At 50.6% G+C, this 24,015-nt stretch carries 18 protein-coding genes; 12 read left to right on the top strand and 6 right to left on the bottom strand.

What is annotated here, in order from left to right; all coding sequences use genetic code 11:
- From infB to truB, 3 genes are all read left to right on the top strand, one after another.
- On the top strand, positions 1 to 1,501 hold a 1,501-nt coding region (gene infB, locus RDM26_RS06260), incomplete at its 5' end, for a translation initiation factor IF-2 (RefSeq protein ID WP_307738139.1).
- Between the two features lie 70 nt (positions 1,502 to 1,571).
- Complete coding sequence (gene rbfA, locus RDM26_RS06255) at positions 1,572 to 2,147, top strand: 30S ribosome-binding factor RbfA (RefSeq protein ID WP_307738138.1); 576 nt, start codon at positions 1,572 to 1,574, stop codon at positions 2,145 to 2,147.
- Between the two features lie 9 nt (positions 2,148 to 2,156).
- Positions 2,157 to 3,215: a tRNA pseudouridine(55) synthase TruB gene (gene truB, locus RDM26_RS06250; protein ID WP_307738137.1), complete on the top strand. Its 1,059-nt coding sequence runs from the start codon at positions 2,157 to 2,159 to the stop codon at positions 3,213 to 3,215.
- Between the two features lie 77 nt (positions 3,216 to 3,292).
- Here the strand turns inward: truB and RDM26_RS06245 are convergent, their stop codons facing one another.
- The 4 genes from RDM26_RS06245 to RDM26_RS06230 form a co-directional block, all read right to left on the bottom strand.
- A complete protein-coding gene (locus RDM26_RS06245; protein WP_307738136.1) occupies positions 3,293 to 4,099 on the bottom strand; it encodes an ABC transporter permease subunit in 807 nt (268 codons plus the stop codon).
- A gap of 2 nt (positions 4,100 to 4,101) precedes the next feature.
- Positions 4,102 to 4,995: an ABC transporter permease subunit gene (locus tag RDM26_RS06240; protein ID WP_307738135.1), complete on the bottom strand. Its 894-nt coding sequence runs from the start codon at positions 4,993 to 4,995 to the stop codon at positions 4,102 to 4,104.
- A 72-nt stretch (positions 4,996 to 5,067) separates the two neighbouring features.
- Complete coding sequence (locus tag RDM26_RS06235; RefSeq protein ID WP_307738134.1) at positions 5,068 to 6,426, bottom strand: extracellular solute-binding protein; 1,359 nt, start codon at positions 6,424 to 6,426, stop codon at positions 5,068 to 5,070.
- 26 nt (positions 6,427 to 6,452) lie between these two features.
- Entirely contained in the window at positions 6,453 to 7,385 is a 933-nt protein-coding gene (locus tag RDM26_RS06230; protein WP_307738133.1) for a PfkB family carbohydrate kinase, read from the bottom strand.
- A 79-nt stretch (positions 7,386 to 7,464) separates the two neighbouring features.
- Here RDM26_RS06230 and RDM26_RS06225 point away from each other — a divergent pair, with 79 nt between their 5' ends.
- The 5 genes from RDM26_RS06225 (at position 7,465) to RDM26_RS06205 (ending at position 13,204) form a co-directional block, all read left to right on the top strand.
- Positions 7,465 to 8,202 (top strand): DeoR family transcriptional regulator, encoded by a 738-nt coding sequence (locus RDM26_RS06225; protein WP_307738132.1) that lies wholly within the window; start codon positions 7,465 to 7,467, stop codon positions 8,200 to 8,202.
- Complete coding sequence (locus tag RDM26_RS06220; protein WP_307738131.1) at positions 8,199 to 9,566, top strand: 6-phospho-beta-glucosidase; 1,368 nt, start codon at positions 8,199 to 8,201, stop codon at positions 9,564 to 9,566. Before RDM26_RS06225 ends, RDM26_RS06220 begins: the two co-directional genes overlap by 4 nt.
- Positions 9,567 to 9,832: 266 nt before the next feature.
- A complete protein-coding gene (locus tag RDM26_RS06215; protein WP_022864983.1) occupies positions 9,833 to 9,985 on the top strand; it encodes a hypothetical protein in 153 nt (50 codons plus the stop codon).
- A gap of 3 nt (positions 9,986 to 9,988) precedes the next feature.
- Positions 9,989 to 10,978 (top strand): bifunctional riboflavin kinase/FAD synthetase, encoded by a 990-nt coding sequence (locus RDM26_RS06210; RefSeq protein ID WP_374041821.1) that lies wholly within the window; start codon positions 9,989 to 9,991, stop codon positions 10,976 to 10,978.
- Positions 10,979 to 11,140: 162 nt separating this feature from the next.
- Positions 11,141 to 13,204 (top strand): cation:proton antiporter, encoded by a 2,064-nt coding sequence (locus tag RDM26_RS06205; RefSeq protein WP_307738130.1) that lies wholly within the window; start codon positions 11,141 to 11,143, stop codon positions 13,202 to 13,204.
- Position 13,205: 1 nt separating this feature from the next.
- On the opposite strand, the gene RDM26_RS06200 is transcribed toward RDM26_RS06205, so the two are convergent.
- Complete coding sequence (locus RDM26_RS06200; RefSeq protein ID WP_307738140.1) at positions 13,206 to 14,792, bottom strand: TrkA C-terminal domain-containing protein; 1,587 nt, start codon at positions 14,790 to 14,792, stop codon at positions 13,206 to 13,208.
- A 124-nt stretch (positions 14,793 to 14,916) separates the two neighbouring features.
- On the bottom strand, positions 14,917 to 15,825 hold the full coding sequence (locus tag RDM26_RS06195; protein WP_307738129.1) for a TetR family transcriptional regulator: 909 nt from the start codon (positions 15,823 to 15,825) through the stop codon (positions 14,917 to 14,919).
- A gap of 82 nt (positions 15,826 to 15,907) precedes the next feature.
- Here RDM26_RS06195 and RDM26_RS06190 point away from each other — a divergent pair, with 82 nt between their 5' ends.
- The 4 genes from RDM26_RS06190 to RDM26_RS06175 form a co-directional block, all read left to right on the top strand.
- Positions 15,908 to 20,485: an acyl-CoA dehydratase activase-related protein gene (locus RDM26_RS06190; RefSeq protein ID WP_307738128.1), complete on the top strand. Its 4,578-nt coding sequence runs from the start codon at positions 15,908 to 15,910 to the stop codon at positions 20,483 to 20,485.
- 188 nt (positions 20,486 to 20,673) lie between these two features.
- A complete protein-coding gene (locus tag RDM26_RS06185; RefSeq protein WP_307738127.1) occupies positions 20,674 to 21,381 on the top strand; it encodes a hypothetical protein in 708 nt (235 codons plus the stop codon).
- Entirely contained in the window at positions 21,347 to 23,533 is a 2,187-nt protein-coding gene (locus RDM26_RS06180) for a MucBP domain-containing protein (protein WP_307738126.1), read from the top strand. The genes RDM26_RS06185 and RDM26_RS06180 overlap by 35 nt, the downstream gene beginning before the upstream one ends.
- 11 nt (positions 23,534 to 23,544) lie before the next feature.
- The coding region (locus tag RDM26_RS06175) for a hypothetical protein (protein ID WP_307738125.1) at positions 23,545 to 24,015 on the top strand (471 nt) is incomplete at its 3' end.

Below are 24,015 nucleotides of genomic sequence, written 5' to 3'. Positions count from 1 at the left end.
TATGGGTCACGTTGACCACGGTAAAACCAAGCTTTTGGATGCGATTCGCGATACTGACGTGGTGGGTGGAGAGCACGGCGGAATCACCCAGCATATTGGTGCTTACCAGGTAAACATTGATATGGACGATACTCGCCGCGCGATTACCTTTATCGACACCCCCGGTCACGAAGCGTTCACCGCTATGCGTGCACGCGGGGCGGAGGTTACCGATATCGCGATTTTGGTAGTCGCCGCTGATGACGGGGTAATGCCCCAGACAGTGGAGGCGATCAACCACGCCCAGGCGGCTAAGGTGCCGATTGTGGTCGCAGTCAACAAGGTTGATAAGCCGGAAGCCAACCCGGATAAAGTCCGGGGTCAACTGACCGAATACGGCTTAGTGTCTGAGGAATACGGCGGCGACGTAATGTTCGTTGATGTCTCAGCTAAACAGCGTAAAGGCATCCATGAATTGCTCGAAGCGGTGTTGCTGACTGCAGATGCTGCTTTGGAACTGAAAGCTAATCCGGATGCGGCGGCACGCGGGGTAGCGATCGAAACTCGCCTAGATAAAGGACGCGGCGCCGTGGCCACCATTTTGGTACAGCGCGGTACTTTACGCGTGGGCGACTCGATCGTGGTGGGTTCGTCTCATGGCCGTGTGCGCGCCATGCTCGACGAATACGGTAACCAAGTTGAGGAAGCCGGCCCCTCCTTCCCCACGGCGGTACTGGGACTTACCAGCGTCCCGGGAGCAGGTGACTCCCTGTTGGTAGCCGAAGATGAACGTACTGCCCGCCAGATTGCCGATAAACGTCAGGCGCAGCAACGTGCTGCCCAACTGGGCAAACGCCGCAAGCGGATTTCGCTGGAAGATTTCAACGCTGCTTTGGAACAGGGCAAGGTAGATACTTTGAACCTGATTTTGAAGGGCGACGTCTCTGGCGCGGTCGAAGCTTTGGAAGACTCACTGCTCAAGATCGATGTGGGCGAGGAAGTACAGTTGCGGATTATTCACCGTGGCGTCGGCGCGATCACCCAAAACGATATCAACCTGGCCAGTGTGGACAACGCGGTGGTTATCGGCTTCAACGTTCGTCCGGCGCAGCGCGTGGCCGAATACGCCGATTCTGAAGGCGTAGATATGCGATTCTACAACGTCATCTATCAGGCGATTGAAGATGTCGAGAGCGCGATGAAAGGTATGCTCAAACCCATTTATGAAGAAAAGCAGATGGGTATGGCAGAAATCTTGCAAGTGTTCCGTTCTTCCAAGTTCGGTAATATCGCTGGTTCGGTGGTGCGTGAGGGTCTGATCAAGCGCGGCGCGAAAGCTCGTTTGGTGCGTGACGGCGTGGTAGTTGAACCGGAACTGCAGATTTCTTCTTTGCGGCGCGAGAAAGACGATGTCACTGAAGTTCGCGAGGGCTTCGAATGCGGTATTTCGCTCGGATTTAAAGAAATCAAGGTCGGAGATCAAATCGAAACCTGGGAAATGGTGGAGAAACCGCGCGATTAGCATTACTGGTTGGTTTTCCGGACGCCCCTGATTGGGCGTCCGGAAAACCGCATTAGGTAAAGGAGTTTTCATGGCTGATCAGGCTCGGAGACGCAAAGTAGAAGAGCGGATCCAAAATACGGTGGCGCGGCTTTTAGAGCGGCGCATCAAAGATCCACGTATCGGTTTCACTACCATCACGGATTGTAAAGTCACCGGGGATCTGCAACATGCCACCGTTTTTTATACGGTTTTCGGAGACGAGGACGACCGTAAGAAAACTGCGCGCGCGTTAAATAGTGCGAAGGGCTTGATCCGCTCGGAGGTAGGTAAGGCACTGGGAATTCGTCTTACCCCCACTATTGAGTTCGCGCTAGATGCTCTGCCCGAACAAGCCGCCAGTTTCGAGGAGAAACTGGCTAGTGCCTTGCAATCTGACCAGCAGCTGCGGGGAACTTCACAGGCGGCATCCTATGCCGGGGAAGCTGACCCTTATCGCAAGCCGCGGCAGAAGAAGGTTTACGAACCGGAATCGCCCGTGCCTACTTTCACGGAGTTCACGCTCGCGGATGAGGACGCAGCTGCGGGAGAGGCAACCGCCGAGTCTGCGGAATATCCGGATAACGGGACTAAAGATTTCCCAGAAGATCCCGACTTAGAAAGTTAAGTAACCCAAGTGCTAGACGCGCTTAATGAGGCTCCAGATTTTGCTCCCGCCGGCGCAGATCTGCAAGTTCCGCGTGCCGATAATACTGCCCCTGCCGGCGTAATTGCGGTCGATAAACCCTTGGGGGTTACCAGTCATGATGTAGTGGCGCGCCTGCGCCGCTTGGCGGGAACCCGCAAGGTGGGACACGCCGGAACCCTGGATCCGGCGGCCTCGGGAGTATTAGTTGCCGGTATTGGGCGGGGAACCAAACTTTTGCAATATCTGCAGGGGCAAAGGAAAACTTATGTCACCCGGGTCTGCTTCGGGGTAGAAACCGATAGCGAGGACGTCGAAGGTACCATTACCGCGACCCGGGGAGCTACTCTAGCGGATCTGGATAGTTTAGACACTGCGCTTTCCTCTTGGCGCGGACAGGTAATGCAGGTGCCGAGCGCTTTTTCTGCTCTGAAGATCCAGGGGAAACGGGCGGCGGATCGGGTACGCGCCGGGGAAGAAGTCCGGATGCAATCGCGCCCGATTACTATCTATGAACTGGTTAGCCTTGGCGATCCTAAAGCGGGTGAACTGGCAGGTACACCGGTGGTTTACCAAGACCTGCAAGTTACTTGCTCGGCGGGTACCTACGTTCGCGCCCTCGGAAGAGATCTGGGAAACCAATTGGGAGTAGGGGCGCATCTGGTGGCGCTGCGGCGCCTTAAGGTTGGCTCCTTTAGCGTTAGCGGCGTCGCCCGTCCCGATGTGCCTTTTAATGCCTATAGCCTGGCTGAGTTATCGCAGCTGGTAGCGGCAGGCGGGGAACTGCCGATTGTGAGCCTGGATGACATCTGCCAGCATCTGTTCCCCAGTTGCCAGGTAACCCCCGAAGTTATCACCGCTTTAGGCTATGGTCAGCGCCCGAGAATTGACTCTCAGCTTGCGCACGATCTTGGTATTAATCTTGAGAAAACCTCTTCACCAGGAAACATATATGCTTTAACGGATTCTTCGGGTAGTCCAATCTTTTTGGCGCAACAAGCCGGATCTTTTTGGCGCACTGTACTCAACCTGCATCCATCGGTTGATTAGATAGATCTCGAGATCTGAGGAACCTAACTAGATCATGCAGCTTTTATATAGCTGTCGATGTGCAGAAGAGTAAGAAATTAACCCTTAACTGCTCCTTCAGTCATCCCGGATATGAAGAACCGCTGGAGACAGAAATACAAAATTACCATGGGTAGTGCTACCCAGACTGCACCTGCTGCTAGAAGGGTAGATCCTTGTGTGTACTGTCCTTGGAAGAACGCTAGTCCCAGGGGAGCCGTCATCACTTGTCCTGACGGTGACATTATTAAGGGGATCAAGAAGTCGTTCCAAGTCCACATGAAGGTAAGAAGGACCAACGTAATTAAAGGTGGTACTGCTAAAGGAACCAGAATGGAACGCAAGATACGTAGATTCCCAGCACCGTCGATGCGTGCTGCCTCTATTATTCCCGGATTGAAGTTTCGAAAGAATGCCCGCATCCAAAAAGTTCCAAAAGCAAGCGACTGCGCGATTTGTGGCAAAGCGATCGCCCAAATGGTATCGGTCAATCCTAGCGAACGAAAATCATAATATAACGGCAAAACAATGGCTTCTGTAGGAATCATCAATCCTAGTAGGAATACAAAGAAGATGATTTTTTCCCCACGAGGTTTCAAAATGGCTAGGGCATAACCACTCATTATTGACAGAACTAATGCGATAAAAACAACTATGACAGCAATACGGAATGAATTCCACATGTATTCGGAGAAATGACCGCGGTGCCAGGCGCTTACAAAGTTCTCAGGATGGAACCAGGTAGTATCTCCTACTTTTTCGGCTGATAAAGCGAGGTATACGACATAGAGGATGGGGGTTAGGGTCAACACGGTTGCTAGCAACAGCAACGCTAAGGCGATTACTCTTTGTTTCGTCGAACGCATAGTTATTCTCGCTCTCCAATAAGGTTTACACCTAGGTTGATCAAGAAAATAATAAGGGTCAATACAACAGCTAGAGAAGAAGCTACTCCTACTTCTCCTAACCGGAAGGCGTGGTTGTAAACCTCATAAGAGGGGACAGAGGTAGAAGAACCTGGACCGCCTGAAGTTGTGATGTACACGAGGTCGAAGGTTTTTAAAGCTGCGATAATTGTCAACGTTAGAGACACAACGATTTCTGCGCGTATTCCCGGAAGCGTTATATAAAAGAACTGGCGAATAGGGCCAGCGCCATCAATACGGGCGGCCTCGTAATAGTCTTCTGGGATCCGCGTCATCCCTGACATTAGCAGTACTGTAACTAGTCCAGTGGATACCCAGGTGCCAATAAAACCTACAGCAATCAGAGCAGTATTAAAATCACCGAGCCAACCGCGAGTAATGCTCCCTAAGCCTATTAGGCGTAAGGCGGAGTTGATAAGTCCGTTTGGCGCATAGAGTTGGCGCCAAGCTATGGCTAGAACCACCATAGCTATCACTTGTGGCAAGAACACAACGGTTCGAAAAAAACCGGTACCTGGAGCTTTTGCTCGGATTAATAGAGCCGCTAGTACCATTCCAAGAGCCAAGGGGATTATGGCGTAGAAGATAATTAATACCACCGCGTGCGCAAAGGAAGATAGCAGTACGGGGTTAGAAAACAAGGTGCGATAATTGTCGAAACCTGCCCAATGTGGATCGGAAAGACCATCCCATTCATAAAGAGAAAACCCGAATACCCGGAATATGGGGTAGAGCATGAAAAGGCTATAGAGAATAACCGGAGCAGCTAAAAGTGCCCAGGCACTCAGACCTGTTCTGCGTCTCGCTCGTCTTTTCTCCCGGTGATATTGCTTCACTGGAAATCATCTCCTAGAGGAATATCAAGCTCGGGAGCCGGTAGTCGCGGCTCCCGAGCCTAATAAACGAATTTAGCGTTGTATGGCTTTGGTGTAGTGCCCCTCCATAGTTTCAATGAATTTATCCGGGTTGCTTTCGCCAGCTAGCAGGCTTTGTAAAGCTGCTCCTAGATCTTTATCCATAGTGGGGGAGGCATAGTTCATATAGGGAAGAACATTTCCCTTGGTGGTTAGCTCCTCAAAAGCAGTAAGAACATCCGCGGTAACATCGGTTTTGTTGCCAACATAACTGGCAGTGTTATTGATGGGAACGTTACCGGTTTCCGCCAATACCGTCATAGCATCTTTGTTGGTAATGAAATCGATATAGGCAGCAGCCACGTTCTTATCTTTTGCCTTGCTAGAGATAGAGAAAGGTAGACCAGTTCCGCCTGTAGTCTGTACCTTGTCCATGTTTTTGCTCATGGGTGGAAGCATGAACTTGACATCGTCTTTCATAGCAGCCTGTAGGTCAGGAGCTAGCCAGGAACCTGCGATCAGGAATACTCCCTCTTTTTTGCTGAAAGACTGCCAAACTGAGTCATAATCTAAGCCGTTGAATCCTTCGTTGAAATAGCCTTTCTTTGCCCAGGTCTCCAAAGTTTCAGCAGCCTTTTTGTTTCCTTCACTCTTCCAGCTTGTTCCTTGGTTTCCAAATCCTAGGGTGCGGATGGTGTCGGCGTTTTCGCTGGCTCCTTGAACAACTCCCCAGACATGAATTCCAGGCCATTGTTCCACGTTGCCCAACATGAGGGGAGTACCACCCTTGTCTTTAATGGTCTGTAAATCTTCGGTGAATTCCTCCCAGGTTTTGGGCGTGTCTAAACCGTATTTTTTAAGTTCAGAGGGTGCGTAATAGATGCCGACAGATTCTCCTACCTGGGGCAGGCCGTATAGATTTCCCGTGCCGAAGTCTTTGCCATCGGCAGAGTATCGAGCGTAGTTCAAGATATCTTTGGAATAATTCTTATCCCATCCGTAGGCTTTTGCCCAGGGTTCTAGGGAGACTAATTGTTTTGCGCTAACGAACTTACCCATCATTGAACGGGCATTATCTGTTTGCGCAACGTCCGGGCCGTCTTCACCCGATAGCGCAAGAGCAAGTGTAGTAGTCAGATCATCGTATGATTTCGATACTCGCTTAATTTTGATATTTGGATACTTTTCTTGGAATTCTTTATTGAGTTTTTCTATTTGTTCATTTTGTCCGCCGCGGCTTTCTTGATCCCAGACTGTCAAAGTTTGCTCAGGTAGCTTGGATATATCAGTGACTATTTCGGTAGTCTTCTGATCACTAGATTCGCTACTCTTTTGGGGAGCGCAGCCGCTAAGGGCTCCAATACTGAGTGCTGCCATGGCAGTTATTGCTACAGTTCGTTGCCAATGCTTCATTGCATTTCCTTTCAATTTCTATTTTATTATTGGGTCATTTTTTGGTAGAAGATTTTTAGTTCTTGGAAAGTGGGTGTGGCAACGGAAGATCCTGCCCTACTTGCTTGCAAACTAGCAGCATGAGTAGCGAGGATCGTCGCCGGAAGTAGATCCAGATTTGCGCTTAGAGCACAGATAAGTCCAGCAGTAAAAGTATCGCCAGCTCCGGTGGTGTCTTTCACGGTGACCTGGGGGGCAGGCACACTAAAAGTATTGCCATTGCTCAGGTGGGCATAAGCTCCTTCATTCCCCAAGGTAACCAGTACGTCCGTTCCCGCGCTAGCCAGCTTTTTGGCTGCCAGAGCCGGGTTAGGGCAGCCGCTAAGAAGACAAGCTTCTTCGGCATTAGGGACGAAGATATCAACGTCTCCCACTCGGGTGCATAGTTCCGGGTTCTGGGTATCTTGCCAACCAATGTCGGCAATTACTTTGGTTCCGTTGTTACGCCACGACTGTATCAAGGGAAGATTAGTGTTAACATCGCTCAAACCGATTGCCACGAAATCTGGTGGAGTGGTAAGAGAGGGGAGCGGAGGGACGGAAGGTGAGCCATAACTTATTAGGGCACGCTCTTCCTGGTAAGGCAAAGCCACGGTTAGGTTTTGTTGTGCCGTATGTTGGGAATACGTCAGCCCTACCTTAGCCTTTGTCAATTCGTGTTCGCAGAGTTTACCAACGAAATCATCGCCGATAAAGCTGCATATTTCGGTGCGCATTCCCAAACGGGCGCAGGCGATGGCCTGATTGGCTATTCCTCCCGGGCTGTACTGTAAGGACTTTGACCAAATCTCCTGTCCTAAAGTTGGTAAAGAATTAAGTCCCGAAAAAGTTATATCCATAAAAAGCGGGCCCGATAGCATCACTAAGGTATCGTCCGCAGCGCTATCGTATTGCTGGAAGAACTCCGAAAGATCACGCATGTGACTATTATTGCACAATAAATGACAAAAGTTGCGTGAATTTGCGTAAATCTGAAAGAAAGTGGGATAAGATTAAGACATGCTGCCACATCAACGTCGGATGCAAATTGCTAGCATCGTGAAGAAAAGCGGGGATATGACAGTTGATCAGCTAGCTCAAACGCTTCAAGTTTCAACTTCTACTATCCGTCGTGATTTGTCTTTGCTAGACCGGGAAGGGATGCTAACGCGGGTTCGTGGGGGAGTAATCGAGTCAGATGCCAATCCTTTCGCCGAAGTAGCAGCATATGCGCAGGAAGAAAAGCAACGAATAGCAAGGCTTGCCTCACAAATAATTCCTGAACGCGCCACGGTAATTATAGATATTGGTACGACTGGTGCTGCGCTTGCTAGAGAGCTGCGAGGGCGAGATTTGGTAGTGATTACCGCCTCCTTGGCGGTAGTAGATGAACTGCGGGGCTCCTCTCAAACTGAGCTAATTGTACTGGGGGGAGTGCTACGTCGATCCTATTGCTCGCTGGTTGGAAACATTACTGAAAATGCGCTGGCACAGATTACCGCTGATTACGCCTTCCTGGGGACTTCGGGAGTGCGACCAGACGGAATGGTATTGGACTCTACAGGTATTGAAGTTCCGGTTAAGCGCGGTATTTTGGAGCACTCGGTAAATACGTATCTTTTAGCAGCTGCTGATAAATTTCCAGGTTCCGGCCTGTTGGATGTTACGTATCTGAAGAATTTGACCGGATTAGTCACCACGGCTCCCCGAGCTAGTCTTCCCAAACAGTCCGAAAAAATAGAGGTGATTTTTGCATGAAATTAGTAATAATTGGGGGTGGAGGTTTTCGAGTACCCCAGGTTATAGAGGTTCTAGCAGATCCCAAAGCAAAACTACGTGTCAATGAAGTTGTGCTGTACGACGTAGAGTCTTCTCGCACGGACGCGATTATGGCGGTGTTAACCGGATCTGGTTTTCTAAACCGGCCAACAAGTCCGAGAGTATCAGCTTGCTATAACCTATCCGAAGCGCTAACTGATGCCAATTTTGTGTTTTCTGCCATGCGTATCGGGGGTACCTGTGGACGTATCACAGACGAGCGGGTCGGGCTAGGTCATGGGGTACTCGGACAAGAAACTGTCGGCGCGGGTGGATATGCCTATGCGCTTCGTACCATTCCCGCTGCCGTCCAGCTGGCTCAGATTATTAAAGAGGTCGCTCCTAACAGCTGGACAATCAATTTTACTAATCCAGCCGGGATTATTACCCAGGCGATGCGACAAGTTCTCGGACGCAGGGTGGTTGGTATTTGTGATACTCCAATTGGTCTAATGCGCAGAGCATGCGCGGCACTAGGGGTGAATCAAGACGATGTGGACTTTGACTATGTAGGCTTAAACCATCTCGGTTGGCTGCGTACACTGGTGAAAAACGGCGAAGATCTTCTTCCTGGATTAATTGCAGATGATGACCTATTAGACCATATGGAGGAGGCTCGTACCATAGGAGGAGACTGGATACGCGCCCTAGGGATGCTTCCCAATGAGTATCTTTTTTACTACTACTTGAACCGTGAATCCTTGGCGCGTATCAAAAAAGAACCTCAGACTCGCGGAGAATTCTTGGATAAGCAACAGCGTGGATTCTATCAAGACGTTTTAGATAACCCTGAAAATGCCTGGAACATATGGAACCAATACCATGATGAACGGGAAGCGACCTATATGGCAGAATCTCGTGATCCGAGCCAGCGCGCAGGGCGACGCTCTGAGGATATAGCTGGGGGAGGGTATCAAGAGGTTGCTCTGGGAATCATGGAATCGCTCACTGTGGGGACTCAATCCCGAATGATCCTTAACATAGGTAATGCTGACTGTGAAGACACAGATCTACTGATTCCAGAATTAAATTCTGAGGCGGTAGTTGAAGTGCCTTGCCTGGTGGATGCAAAGGGTATTCACCCCCAGAAAGTAGCGCCGGTCACCGGGGCAGAGCTAGGGCTAATAACCTCGGTTAAGGCCTGCGAAGAACTAATTATCGACGCCGCCTTACAAGGGGATAAAACTAAAGCATGGAGAGCGTTCGCGTCTCACCCGTTAGTAGATTCGGTGCTAGTAGCCCGCAAGTTACTAGACGAATACTGTGAGAAGAATCCGTTAATTGCTGAGGTATTCACCGAGTAATAGTCCTAGGTTCTTGTATCCAGATGTTCGCTGGAAAGCAGGGTACTAGATGCTTTGTTGCACTCTCTTGTCCCTGTTAGGCTCTTCGGGGATAGGTATCGTTGAAAGGCAGATAGTAAGAATACGGCACCTGTCCTGCAAGTTAGTAAGCCAAATCGGAATATTTGTTCCTGCCAAAGCCGGGGCAAAAGATATCGCTATTGGCGTCGCCAGTGGAGGGCAAGTGGCGTTCTGTACTAAGTTTACAAAGTAGCTAAAGGAGGAACATGAGCGAAGAAAATAAAGGTACTTGCGGATGTGGTTGCGGCTGTGGCGGTAAAGGCAAAGGTCGCAAGACTGCGGAAGAAAAACGCACCGGGGAACTGGGCGTGCCGGCGAATGGACGCCCGGAACTGAGCGTGCGGCAAAGCGAAAAGTAGATCGTGGAAATTTGGATCGACTCCCCGATGCTGGAAACAGGCCAGCGTACCGTGGCAGCAATCGGGATTTTCGATGGGGTGCATAAGGGACACACCCGGATTTTAAAAACCGTAGTAGAGCGGGCACGGCGCGCGGGTTTAAAAGCGGTGGCCATTACTTTTGATCCCCATCCCTCCCACCTGCATCATCCGGACAACCCCACGCTTTTGATTCAGCCACTTCCTGATCGCCTCGACGCGATGGCGGCGCTGGGACTGGACGCCACCTGGGTGGTGCCCTACACCTGGGATTTAGCTAATCAAAGTCCCCAGTGGTTCATTGACCACTATTTTGTGCAGGGGCTGCAGGTTAAAGAGCTCGTGGTCGGCGAAGATATGCAATTTGGCCGCGGGAACCAGGGCAATATCGAGACTTTGCGTGAGGCGGGCCTGACTCAAGATTTTCAAGTTATCGAAGTTGCCGATATTACCGACCAGGACATGCGCCGCTATTCCTCAACCCGGGTGCGCGCTTGTCTAGCTAAAGGTGATGTGGAAGGGGCGGGGCGGATTTTAGGGCGCAGTTACCGGCTGCGCGGAATCGTGGAACGAGGTTTCCGCCGCGGACGCCAGCTGGGATTTCCTACCGCCAACCTGGGGAACACCCAGGGGTTAGCGATTCCAGCCGATGGGGTCTATGCAGGTTTATTGATCCGTTCAGTACCGGGAACTAACGCGGTGGAGCATCTGCCGGCCGCAATTTCGGTAGGAACTAATCCGCAGTTTTCTGGGGACAAGGTTACGGTGGAAGCCCATGTGTTAGGGCGAGCTGACCTTGATCTTTATGATGAACCAGTTGCAATAGATTTTATTGCTCATCTGCGTCCCATGCTGAAAGTAGAGAGCGTCGAAAAACTGCTCGCGCGAATGGATGAAGATTTGCGTTCCTGTAGCGAAATTCTGGGTGTTCCTCCAGCTGGTAGAATTAACCCTGAGGATGTAACCGCACAATAGCTCGCTAGACAGCTACTTCGTTTACCTGGTGGTAGCGAGTGCAGGAACTGATGGCAACGAAAAGCCCGACTGGCGCCCTCTTGAATCCATAGAGGAGTTATCTAGCTGGTGCTGGGGCTGAACTTATCAAAACTGAAAATAAGAGACTAGGGACGCTAAAGAATGGAAACTTTGCACTTTGTAGTGATCGTATTGTGCTTTGTGCTGCTTTCGTCAGTCCTTGACCAGATGGTTTCGCGAGTCTCCCTGCCGTTGGTGCAAATCGGGATTGGTTTGCTAATGGCAGTTTTTATCAGCGGACCTCTTGAATTTAGTTTAGATCCCGAGCTATTTTTGGTGCTCTTTATTGCTCCTTTACTCTATGATGAATCCCGAAATGTTTCTAAACGATTGCTTTATCGGCATTTTTCGGCAGTGCTCAATCTGGCGATTGGCTTAGTCATTTGCAGCTGTCTAGCTGTGGGTTTCGTCTTGAACTATTTAGAGCCGTCAATCCCACTTACGGCGGCTTTTGCGTTGGGGGCGGCGTTGGGTCCGACCGATGCGGTTGCAGTGGGAGCCTTGTCGGGAACGGTAAAACTTAATTCGAGGCAAAGCACTTTACTAGCTGGTGAAGCCCTGATTAATGATGCTTCCGGGATTGTTTCTTTTCAGTTCGCGGTGGCGGCAGCCGTCACTGGTGCTTTTTCTTTAACCAATGCGGCTGGAGCTTTTGCGCTTTCGTTTTTGGGGGGATTATCTCTCGGGGTGTTGCTGGGGATTATATCTTTGCTGATACTAAAGGCGGTGCGGGGCATTGGGTTAGAGTCCACGGTTTTCCACGTGACTTTTGAACTGCTCTCACCTTTAGTTTTCTTTATTATTGCCGAAGAGCTGCACGTTTCGGGGATTTTAGCGGTAGTTGCCGGTGGTCTTTTGGTTACTCTACTTCCGCAGAGGAAGAGTGCTTTTGCTGCTCGAGTACGTTTGGTGTCCGGTTCAGTTTGGGAAGTTGTCGCGTTTATTCTCAACGGGATTGTGTTCATCATGTTGGGTACGCAAATCCCGGGGGTGTTTAACAATACTTGGCGTGAAAACTCTAATCCGTTATCCCTGATTGGGCTAGTTTTTGCGATAACTGCCCTAAGCGTAGTTTTACGTTTTGTATGGGTTTTGCTTTTCGATTGGCGCTACTACCTGCGTTTGCAACGACGGGACAAATCCTCAATAGAGTTTACAGAGGTTTTTGCGGGCGGCAAGGTTCGCACTCTCAAACTTATTCAAAACGCCCTGGTCACAACTTTAGCTGGACCTAAAGGGGCAGTTACCTTATCGATTGCTTTCACGTTGCCCCTGGTGACGGCGGGAGGAAAAGACTTTCCTGCCCGCGGCGAATTAATCTTTATCGCCTCCGGCGTTATTCTATTGACTTTGCTGATGGCTAATTTCTTGACCCCCTTGCTTACACCCGCTCCGGAAATGCCTGATGATACCGTGCTTCATCAGGCACGTGCCCTGGTAAAGAAACAGGTGATCAAGGTTTTGCGGGAAGAATTCGCGCCTGGTTCCCCTTTGGCGGTCACTGTGGTTTGTACGCGTTTGACCCGCCAAATAAATGAGGATTTGGATTCTTCTCATTCCCATAATCTTTTCCGTGAGATTCGGATTGATACTATTCGTCACCAGATGCGTCTACTCGATGAAATAGCGGATTCTGGGCAGGCAGATAAAACGGTAGTAGCGGCTATGCGCAAAGTTTTACGTCGCTCCTTACTGTTGTACGGTTCGCAGTCTACCGCGCATCATCCTGGGAAAAGCTTGCGTGGTGTTGGTCAGTTTCTGCGTAACCGTTTAGGGGACTGGTTCAAGAAGATGCGGTTAAGGTCTGGTTCTGTCCCGGTAATCGAGAATCCTAATGGGATGCGGGCGATGCGTTTACGAATGGAAGAGGAAGCCATCAAGTATTTGCGTGCCCGTCAAAGCACCACCGACGATTTGGAGCGTCAAGTTGCTAGCTATCTGCTGGAAGATCACCAAGAGATAGTTAAAGTTTTGAAGAATGATTCGCGCTCTTATCGTAATGATTTGCAGGCACAAGTCGATGACTTAGAAGAAGAGTCCTTGCGGCTGCAACTGGGGTGTATTCAGGATCTACGGGAAGACGGTACTCTCAGTGATGATTTGGCTGATGCACTGCGGCAAGAAGTTTACCTGTTACAAATGAATTATGCTGATGCTGGTCATTAAGCTAAAGCACCATCACGATTTGGACTAGCACGATTTTTGCAATAATTCCGAGGGCGAAGGTCGCGGAATACCCGGATTCGCAGCGCTCATCGGGGATGGTGGTCTGTACGTGACTGAGGATTGCCGGCTGCCCCACGAAACCGGCAATCGCTCCCGCCATCCGGGCAGTAGAAAGCCCCAAGAATTTTCCGAGTAACCAGAATGCCACCAGCACTGGTGCCATCCCGGCAGCGGCCAGTAACCCGATTTTTATTCCGGTAAGGGAAAAAGCTTTGGCCGCAAAGGCTTGCCCAGAAGATAAACCTACAGCGGCCAGGAATAACACCAGCCCCATTTGCCGCAACATATTATTTGCCGAGGGCGCGAGGGAGAACACCAACGGCCCCAACCGGTCAATACGCCCTAGTATTAATCCCACTACCAGCGGACCTGCCGCGGCTCCTAATGCGAGTGAGCCAAGAGAGCCCAGGGGAATCGAGATTAACCCTAGTGCCACTCCGGCGGCAATCCCGAGCCCGAATGGCAGGTAATCGATGGCCGAGATTTTATGTTCTGAATCCCCGAAAGTTTTAGCGATATCCGCTTCGCGTTCAACCGGATAAACCACTAGTACCCGATCTCCCAGCTGCAGGCGGGTTCCGGCGGTAGCGAGCATATCGGTATCGTCGCGGCGTACCCGGGTAAGTAATGATTGGAAACGAGCCGGCAAAAACAGATTCGCGACCGGGGTGCCTACTAGGCGGGTATTTGATACCGTGAAGCGGCTAAAGTTTACCGCCGTGCGGTCATTAGAGATATCTTCTTCTATCGGTTTTCCTAGCGCCTGCCCTGCAGTTTTAACCGCATCTGGAATGCCGACCAGGAACGCTAAATCGCCGGCTTTTAGTTCCCCATCGGGGTGGGCAACTTGCATTATTCCTTCCCGTAGCAGATAGGAAATCCGCAGCCCGCCTTCCGAAGATCCCACGACCTCGGCAATCCCCGGTATTTCCTGGATGCGCATCGGGTTTTCTACCCGAATAGTTTGGGTAGCTAGCCCTGCAGCGGAAGCGGGATCGGGATCGTTTTGCGCCGGAAGTTTTATCCGCATGAGTGCCGTCACTACCACCATGGTCACGATTACCCCCACCGGGTAGGCGATCGCGTATCCTACTGCCGGCTGGGCGCTTCCTCCGGCAGCGTCGGTAGCGGCCGCTAGAGCGGGGGTGGTGGTGAGCGAACCGGCGAACAATCCTCCCAGTAGCGGGGAACTAAGCCCCAAGGCTTTGCCGCCGAAGGTCACAATCAAGGCATATATGGCAAGTAGCGCAACTGCCCCAATCAAAAGGGGCGCTTGTTTGCGTAGGTCGCGGAAGAAAGAAGCTCCTGCTGCTAAGCCGATAGTGTAGACAAATAGTGCCAGACCAATGGCAGATACCAGAGAAAGATTCTCCCCGAGTGCCGGGTCGAGGGCGCCTGCGGCGAGACCTACGAATAAGGCGCCGGCCGCTCCAAACTTTAACGGTCCGAACGGGATTGAACCGAATAGGGTGCCGAGGGCGATCACTAAAAACAGGGTCAATAGGGGAGAAGAGGCGAGTATTTGCATCACCTCTTTAGGATAGCCAGGTTAATCTGCAAAATGCATTCTGCCATGTCAGTTAGCTGGCTGCTGGCTAATACGATTCTTTAACTGCGGGGGAGGCAAAGTTTAACCGTCGAAAGCCTGAGGGCTATTCCTCATCTGTTGAGGTTGCGTTTTCGCTTTGACCTGGGGCAGGTACTAGCGAAGGGAAGACTTCGTGCGCCAGGTTCTCGATTTGGGTTTGCAAGATCGGAGCCAGCCGGTTTTGTAATTCGCTACGCTCCATGGAGGCTACCGGTTCTAACTGGACGATATAGCGCATAGTGGCCACCCCGTAAATCATGGACATTAGAATTTCGATGAGCGCGTGGAAATTGGTTTCCAATGTCTCGTTCGCCTCTTGTCCGGAAGCTATTTGCAAAGCATTCAACACTTCCGCGCTCCCTTTTAACAGATTGTCGCTCATATAGGCGCGAAAACGTTGGGTAGTTTCGGAATCAGTAATTAGGGCGCGCATCAGGGCTTTCATTCGATCTTTGGTGAGGCGTTCTTCGTAGAGCGTGAAGGCGAAATCAAGCAGACGGTCGGCTATCCCCTCAAGTCCGGGTTCCCATAACTGCAGGATTTGTTCTAAGGGATCTAGGGGGAGATCGAAACAGTCGCGAAATAGTCGCTGTTTGGAGCGAAAATAATAGCTGACCATGGCGGGGTCGCAACCCGCTCCTTTAGCAATCGAACGCATCGTGGTGCCGTCATAGCCACGGGCAATGAACTGGGATTCGGCGACTCGCTTGATCTGTTCACGCATTTTCCCGCGTGCTCCTCGCGGCCCCCTCCCGTGACCAGGGGAACGTTTGGCTGTTTTTTGGACAGAGGATGGGGGTTTGGCTTTCTTAGTTCCCGGCTTTAAATCTCGAGTGCGCGAATTAGCTAACGTTTCCTTTTCGTAATCACCGGTGCTTAATTCATCGTCACCGATACTTTCTCCGCTGGCTCTTTTTTGTCTACTAGAGCGTTTCTGCTGTTTGGTGCGGTTTTCTCTGGTTTTTGCATTCATAGTTTTATCCTAATTTCAACACCCTGTGAATTTAGCGTTTTCAGCTTACCTTGAGGTGGTGATAACGACTCCGGGAGATGCTATGAGTAAGACAACTGCCCCTTTAGAAATCGCGGGTGGAGACGGCTCTGCCGCAAGCGAGGGTACGCATACGCTCAAACTGGGTATCGACATCGGTTCCACCACGGTGAAAGCGGTGCTACTTGAGGGCAGGCAAGTAGTCTTTTCCGACTATCGCCGCCACCACGCGGATGTGCGCGGGGAACTGGCGGGCTTGTTGCGCGATATTAACTCCGCGTATCCGGGAATTACCGTAAAGGCCGCGGTTACCGGTTCCGGGGGGCTTTCGGTTGCCGGAGCGATGAAAGTACCTTTCGTGCAAGAAGTTATTGCCGGTACTAAAGCGGTGGGCGATACTCACCCGCAAACCGATGTGATTATCGAACTGGGCGGGGAAGACGCCAAAATCACCTATCTGCATCCCACTCCGGAACAGCGCATGAACGGCACCTGCGCCGGAGGTACTGGCGCTTTTATCGACCAGATGGCTACCTTGCTACACACCGATGCCTCGGGGCTAGACAAACTTGCCGCGCGCGCCAATCAGCTTTATCCGATTGCCTCGCGTTGCGGAGTGTTCGCGAAAACCGACCTGCAGCCCCTGCTTAACGAGGGCGCGGCTCACGAAGATCTCGCGGCCTCGATTTTTACCGCAGTCGCCACCCAAACTATTGCGGGGCTAGCCTGCGGACGCCCGATTCGCGGAAACGTAATGTTCCTGGGCGGGCCGCTGCACTTCCTCCCCAATCTGCGCAAAGCTTATGAGGAGCTGCTCCCCAAAGCCGATAGTTTCTTCACCCCGGAGCACGCCGAGCTTTACGTGGCGCTGGGGGCAGCGCTGAGCGCCGATAAAGGGGAGCCTCGCCCCCTGCAGCAGTTAATAACCAACCTGACCACCGGGAAAATCGATACTGATTCCCAGCGGATGCGCCCCCTATTTGCTAATGAAGAAGAATTGGCTAAGTTCCGCGCCCGCCACGACAAAGAAGTAATCCCGCAAGTGCCGTTATCCGAGGCGCGAGGGCGTTGCTTCCTGGGGGTAGATTCCGGATCCACCACTATTAAAGCAGTCGTGATTGACCAGGATAAACGGATCGTATTCACCCACTATGCCTCTAACGAGGGCGACCCGGTTTCCGCGGCGGTGGAGATTGTGCGGCGTATTCGCACCGAACTGCCCGAGGGCGCCTATATTGGGCGCGCCTGCTCCACCGGTTATGGGGAGGGGCTGGTGAAAACCGCTCTCAACCTCGAGCAAGGTGAAGTAGAAACGATGGCGCATTTCCGCGCCGCGGAAGACCTGCTGCCGGGGGTGTCTTCGGTGATTGATATCGGCGGGCAAGACATGAAGTATCTGAAGATTCGCGCCGGAGCCGTGGATTCTATCTCGGTGAACGAGGCTTGTTCGTCTGGTTGTGGATCTTTCTTACAGACCTTTGCGGCCACTATGGGAACCAGCGTGCAAAGCTTTGCCGCGGATGCGGTAGCTGCCAAAGCTCCGGTGGATTTGGGCACACGCTGCACCGTGTTTATGAACTCCTCGGTAAAACAGGCACAAAAAGAGGGCGCCAGCCCGAAAGATATTGCGGCGGGGCTGTCTTATTCGGTGGTGCGTAACGCCCTCTATAAAGTCATTAAACTCAAAACCCCCGAGGAGCTGGGGGAAAAGGTAGTTGTCCAGGGGGGAACCTTCCTTAACGATGCGGTGCTGCGGGCATTCGAACTACTAACTAAGCGGGAAGTGGTGCGCCCCAATATTGCCGGTTTGATGGGCGCCTATGGGGCGGCATTGATCGCGAAACAAGGCGATGACGGTCAGGGTGAATCCACCTTGGCAACCCTGCAAGACTTGGAGAAATTCCAGGTTCAGACCACTCGCAAGACCTGTAGGCTGTGCCAAAACCACTGTCAAATGACCATTTCTACTTTCTCGAACGGTGAGCGGCACGTGTCGGGGAACCGATGCGAACGCGGCGCCTCGCTAGAAAAAGTACCCAAGAAGTCGGCACTGCCGAACCTGTTTGATTGGAAATATAAGCGGATTTTCGGGTACCGCCGCCTGACCGAAAAGAAAGCATTCCGTGGGGATATCGGGATTCCCCGGGTACTGAATATGTACGAAAACTATCCGCTCTGGTTCACTATGCTCACCAAGCTGGGATTTAGGGTGATGGTGTCGGGGCGCTCCAACCACGACCTGTTTGAAACCGGGATGGAGTCGATTCCTTCTGAAAACATCTGTTACCCCGCGAAACTGGTGCACGGACATATCGAGTCGCTGCTTAAGAAAGGGATAAAAACTATTTTTTATCCCTCGGTGATTTATGAACAACAACTGGTGGGAGGTACCGATAACTGTTACAACTGCCCGGTGGTAGGAACCTATCCTGAGGTTATCCGTAACAATATGGAGTCGGTGCAAGATAGCGATGTTCGCTTAATCAGCCCGTTCTTGAACCTGGGGAATCGGGAGTTCCTGCCTAAGCGGATCGCGGAAGTATTCGCTGATTGGAACGTGACGGAAGCGGAAGCGAAAGCTGCCCTGGATGCGGCCTGGGAAGAAGATGCCGCTGTCAAGGCAGAGATTCGGGAGAAAGGCCGGGAATCTTTAGAGTGGATTCGTGAAAACGGGGTGCGCGGGATTGTATTGGCTGGACGTCCCTATCACCTGGATCCGGAGGTTAACCACGGGATTCCCGAGTTGATTATCGGCTTGGGAATGGCAGTATTCACCGAAGACTCGGTGGTAGATGGCCGCTTGGAGCGCCCCTTGCGAGTGCGTGACCAGTGGGCTTACCACTCGCGCCTCTACGAGGCCGCCGCCCGGGTGGGCGATGAACCTGATCTTGAATTGGTGCAGCTAAACTCTTTTGGTTGCGGAGTGGACGCGATTACCGCTGACCAGGTACAAGAGATCTTGGAGGGGCGCGGAGACGTCCACACCGTCCTCAAGATTGATGAGGTTTCCAACCTGGGAGCCGCCCGGATTCGGCTGCGTTCTCTAGATGCGGCTACTCGGGAGCGGGAAAGCTCCACGGTACTTACCTATCCCAGTGCGGATCGGATCGGCGATCCCGATGCCGCGCCTAGCCAGGCAGAAGAATGGGCAGTTCCTACTCGCATAGATCCGGCAGCCGAGGCTGCGGAGGAAGAAGCCCGCCTAGCGAAAGCCGGCCATGTGCAGGTGAATTCTAAATTCACCGAGCAGATGCGCAAAGATGGTTGGGAGATTCTGGTTCCTCAAATGGCGCCTATCCAGTTCCGAGTAGCACAACCGGTGGTACGCCGTGCCGGTTTGAATGTGCGTTTGCTGGAACATACTTCCCGCGAATCGATGGAAACTGGCCTCAAATTTGTGAACAACGATTCTTGCTACCCCGCGATTGTGGTGATCGGTCAGCTAATCGAGGAGTTCACTTCCGGGCGTGCCAACCCAGATAAAACTGCCGTTGCGATTTCGCAGACCGGTGGAATGTGCCGGGCAACTAACTACGCGTCCCTCTTACGTAAAGGGTTGCGCGATGCCGGCTATCCGCAGGTACCGGTGATTGCCGCCTCGGTACAAGGCATTGAAGAAAACCCGGGTTTCCAGCTGTCTTGGTCGGAAATCCACCGGATTTTGCAAGCTATCTGTTTAGGTGACATGTTGCAGACTATGCTGCTGCGCATTCGCCCCTACGAGCTGGTGAAAGGTTCCGCGATGGAGCTTTATCGGCGTTGGGATCAGATTATTCAGGAATGGTTTGCGGCTGGAAAATACTCGGCCACCTGGGGCGGTCGCCTCAGCTATTCCCGCCTGATTAAGGAATGTGTCAAAGAGTTCGATGCTTTCGCGTTGAACGATGAGCCGCGTCGCCCCCGGGTTGGTTTGGTGGGAGAAATCCTGGTGAAGTTCCACCCGGATGCTAATAATCACGCGGTCCGGGTGATTGAGGAAGAAGGCTGTGAAGCGGAACTCCCCACCCTGATCCAGTTCTTCCATTACTCCCTGGCCAGCGGAAACTTTGAGCGGGACGAAATGGGCAATTCTCGCAAAAAGAAGTTAACTATGGATGCGGGGCTGTGGGCCTTAGAGCGCTATGAGGACGCGATTCGCCGGGCTTTCGCTAAAACTAACGGCAAGTTCGAGATGCACCGGCGAATCAAAGATATGGCGGCGCGCTCTGTCGATATTGCGGGAATGGGTAACCAGGCTGGTGAAGGCTGGTATTTGACCGCAGAAATGGTGGACATGATTGAGCATGGCTGCCCCAATATTATTTGCGCCCAGCCTTTCGGCTGCCTGCCGAACCATGTGATTGGCAAGGGAATGTTCCGCGCGCTGCGTAACCGTTATCCGCAGGCCAATGTGGTGGCTGTCGATTATGACCCGGGAGCTTCGGAAGTTAATCAGCTGAACCGGATCAAGTTGATGATCGCCACCGCCCTGCGCGGCGAGGAAGTTTCTGATGATTTCCAGGATATGCCCGAGGAAGCGAGTGGGGCGGGCTGTGGATGCGCGTCCTCGTGTGGTAGCGGAGTGCAATGGAATTCTGAGATGCAAGTCAGTCCCGCTGGTAGGCGTTCCTTGCCGATTAGCCCGGTGAGCGCCGCACGCTAAGACTGGTGAATTACTAGCCGAGGACACCCCGTTGTGACCCCGGTAATACCGATACTACCCCTATTGGTTGTGCTCTCGCTGAGGACTCAACTGTTATATTGATTTTTTATCATGTTTTTAGTTAGGGTTTTGGGTGTTCACTTATTCCGTGGTTAGTTCCCTTCTGGGGTTTAGAGTTTGGGAAAGATATGAAAAGAAACCTGCCTGCTTTGCTGCTGGTGTTTATTTTCCTCTTTTATTGGGTGAGCGTTCCGGTTGTTTTTGCTGCCGAACCGGATAAGCCCGGGCAGGGAACAAGCTTTGGAAATACCGCTGCCGACAATGATGCTGCAAATAAATCCACGGTATCTGGGGGCGTCGAACCTACGGTTACCATTGGGGATTCCGCGCCTTCTTCGGTTCCAGTGCAGGATAGTGATTCCGCTAGTGATAACCGGGATCCGATTATTGAGGAAGTAAATGTTCTTGGGGATTTTAATCGCTCTGCCAAGGGAATCAGCTACTTTAAGGACATAACGATTTCTCTGGTGGCAGATAATCTTACTGATGATAATTTTCTGTCGCCGGAGGGCCTGCATTGGTCTTCTCGCACTGGGGTCAAGTTAATTAAAGGGCAAATTCTTGGGGATTTTGATTTTTCTGTTTTCCCTCGTGATGTCCCGAAGGCTCGGGTTAAGGCATTTCGGATTAATGATGGTGATTCCGGCAGGATAACTTATGTGGGTAGAACCCGCTCGGGTATTGATCTCGATTTGATTTGGACGGTGACCGGTTCCGATAAAGAGGATTGGGCAGCTCATTCGGGGTACGCGAATAGTAAAGTGAAAGGTTTAGGGTTTACAGGAGAGCAGTTTTTTCCAGGTGCTCGGGGGAAACTCTATTGCGGTTTTGTATGATAATGCCAGTAATTTGGGTTTGCGTTACCAGATTGTGAAGCATGGTACTTTCTTGGAGCAGCCGGTTGTGGTCAGTTTTATTTCGACTGATATTGATTCTGCTCAGGGGGTGGAAACGGATTTAGCTAATTTGGTTGAAGTTATTCCGCCCGATTCTCATCTGGTGAAGAAAGATGGGATTATTTATGACACTACCAGGGGAGCAGTTAATCTTAATGGTTCGGCAGCTCTTCCTCGTGGTGGATATTTGGGGGCAGGCTTCCTCTCAAACTTTAAGTATGTTTTTTATTCTCCTGCTCCGCAACGGGTTAATAACTCGTATCATTATCCCAAGGCGGTTAGGTACGATATTTTCGGTTCCAGTTTGCAAGCTAAGCTCGCGCTGCGAGTGGGGCAGCATATTTCGGTTAGCTATCTGGATACTTCGGGGCGGCAGCTGAAACCCGAGGAACATTTCAAGGGTTTTACCGGGGAAAGCTACAGTTTTTCTGCGCCAAGTATTGACAATTATCAGCTGGCAGCTGCGGAAAAAGATGTTAGCGATATTTATCGTCCGCGGGTAAGGTTTATTTATTCTCCGATTAAAGCCAGTTCTTCCCATCAGGTAGGTAATCCTGGAAGTCACCCAACTTATTCTAAGCAATCCACAGCTGCGGTTGCGGGTCATAAGAATGGTGCCCGCTCCCCTCAGGTTAAACGGGAGGTTAGGCGTTTTCCTGCATCTAAAGCGCATTCTAAGGCTTTGCCAGCTAACAGAGAGCCGATGCGCACTCACGGCAGGGTCGCTAAGAAGAGTGCTGCGCAGGGCGCGACTGATCCTTTTTTGGTTAATACCGGGATGACGGCAGCGGAGAAACGGTTATTCCTCGACTATGTTGAGGAGATGGGACGGCAGGCGCGCCGCAAATATGGTAGTGATACTCATAGAATCAACCATTTTATTGCTAACGCTATTGCGTACCCGGTGTACAAAGAAGACCCGCTGCAATCACGAGTGAATGATTTTGGTGAAGAACCCAAGGTAAGAAACTATGGAAAAATTTATGATGCCTTAAAGGCTATCCATGGCTATAGTAAGTACACCATTGATTTTCCGCATTTTGCGACTACTCTTGCTTCAGCGGAGAGGAGTAGCCCTAACAAAGAAACGTTAAAGTCGCTTGCCGGGTTATCTCCGAGTATTTTCCTGGGGGGTAGCCCCAGCGATAATTTCTTCCAGCTTAACTCCTTGACTGGGGATCTACTGACAAATATTGAAAGTAAAGACTTCAATACTGATATTGATGCCATTATTTTTCATTATCATCCTAGTTTTAAAAATCTTCCTTTAGATAAGCTACTAATCGAGTATTATCATCGGCACAATTTGAGTTCTGAGAGACAGCGTCTATATCGTGAAGTGCTCGCACAACAGGCGTACCCCTTCGTGTCCCCGAAAACCCAACAACGGTTAAATATTTGGTTTGCTACTATGACGCTAGGGGCACTCGCTTTAGTGGGAATTAAACTGTTTTTGGAATATAAACATCTGTTTTCCGAGTTTAAAAAGAAAAAATTAAAACAGTGGGAAGAATTTAAAAGCAGCATTGGGTTTGTAGAGCAAAATCGTTTTAAGCGTACTGTGCTTGGCTTGCTTCCCTTTTTATTTCATCCAAATGAAAGTCGTTTATTATCCCCTGCGAATACCAAGGTTATTAAATCTACTCGCTTTTCGGTAAAAAAGAGCATTCTTAAACCAGTTGTGCGTAAAGTGGCTAAGCCAGGGGTGAGATGGGTAAAAAAGATTGTAGGTCCACTATATAGGCGGGTGATTAAACGGCCAATGCGTTATATAAAACACAAGATTATTAAACCAGTAGTTAAGAAAATAAAAAGACGGATTATTAAGCCATTATATAGGCGAATTATTAAGCCTTTGTATCGTAAGGTTATAAAACCTATCTACCGGAGGATAGTGAAACCGATCTATAAAAAAATAATTAAACCTGTCTATAACAAGGTGGTAAAATCGGTTGTTAAAAATATATTTAAAAAAGTTGTTCGACCAACTGTGCGGGTCATAAGACATAAAATGGTAAAACCTACTAGGCGTTTCGTTAAAAATAAAATACTAAAACCAGCCAAAAGATTATTTAGGCAGCTTTGGAGATAGGGAGTGTGCTTATGTTAAAAAAAATAGTCCTTACGGTGTTTATCGGATTTACGGTTTTCGCACTGGGACTGGTGTGTGTGTTTGTTAATTTGAAATCAAACTCGGTGTACTACGCGCAGCGCACACCTCATAAAGCTGAAATAGAACCGGTTCTTGTGGAAGTAGTCCGTGACCTTAGATGGGCGTCAATTCCTGAGCTTAAGGGGATTCAGTACGATATTGATGGAAGTAATATCATTCACAATTATAATTCTGCTGGGAGAGATTATGCTTTTTCTTATTACCCTGATGAAACCTATGTATATTTTGACGGTGGGAGAGATTTAACTTACAACTTTAATAAAGATTTTAAACTCATCAGTGTATGGAATATGGAAATTGCCGACTATTCTACTAATCCTGTTGATAATTCAGCGATAAAGCGGGATATTTATCGTGTGGTTCAGCCGGTGATTGATGCGCAGCCGGAGCCGTTGATTAAT

The sequence above is a fragment of the uncultured Varibaculum sp. genome (assembly GCF_902489465.1).
Taxonomy (GTDB): Bacteria; Actinomycetota; Actinomycetes; order Actinomycetales; family Actinomycetaceae; genus Varibaculum.
Note: the sequence above shows the minus strand (reverse complement) of the source record. Positions and strands in the feature narration are given on the sequence as shown.

Coding starts and splice junctions, on each gene's coding strand:
- rbfA (WP_307738138.1), top strand. CDS start 1,572: ATGGCTGATCAGGCTCGGAGACGCAAAGTAGAAGAGCGGATCCAAAAT.
- RDM26_RS06235 (WP_307738134.1), bottom strand. CDS start 6,426: ATGAAGCATTGGCAACGAACTGTAGCAATAACTGCCATGGCAGCACTC.
- RDM26_RS06245 (WP_307738136.1), bottom strand. CDS start 4,099: ATGCGTTCGACGAAACAAAGAGTAATCGCCTTAGCGTTGCTGTTGCTA.
- RDM26_RS06195 (WP_307738129.1), bottom strand. CDS start 15,825: ATGAATGCAAAAACCAGAGAAAACCGCACCAAACAGCAGAAACGCTCT.
- RDM26_RS06190 (WP_307738128.1), top strand. CDS start 15,908: ATGAGTAAGACAACTGCCCCTTTAGAAATCGCGGGTGGAGACGGCTCT.
- RDM26_RS06220 (WP_307738131.1), top strand. CDS start 8,199: ATGAAATTAGTAATAATTGGGGGTGGAGGTTTTCGAGTACCCCAGGTT.
- RDM26_RS06185 (WP_307738127.1), top strand. CDS start 20,674: ATGAAAAGAAACCTGCCTGCTTTGCTGCTGGTGTTTATTTTCCTCTTT.
- RDM26_RS06225 (WP_307738132.1), top strand. CDS start 7,465: ATGCTGCCACATCAACGTCGGATGCAAATTGCTAGCATCGTGAAGAAA.
- RDM26_RS06215 (WP_022864983.1), top strand. CDS start 9,833: ATGAGCGAAGAAAATAAAGGTACTTGCGGATGTGGTTGCGGCTGTGGC.
- RDM26_RS06200 (WP_307738140.1), bottom strand. CDS start 14,792: ATGCAAATACTCGCCTCTTCTCCCCTATTGACCCTGTTTTTAGTGATC.
- RDM26_RS06230 (WP_307738133.1), bottom strand. CDS start 7,385: ATGCGTGATCTTTCGGAGTTCTTCCAGCAATACGATAGCGCTGCGGAC.
- RDM26_RS06205 (WP_307738130.1), top strand. CDS start 11,141: ATGGAAACTTTGCACTTTGTAGTGATCGTATTGTGCTTTGTGCTGCTT.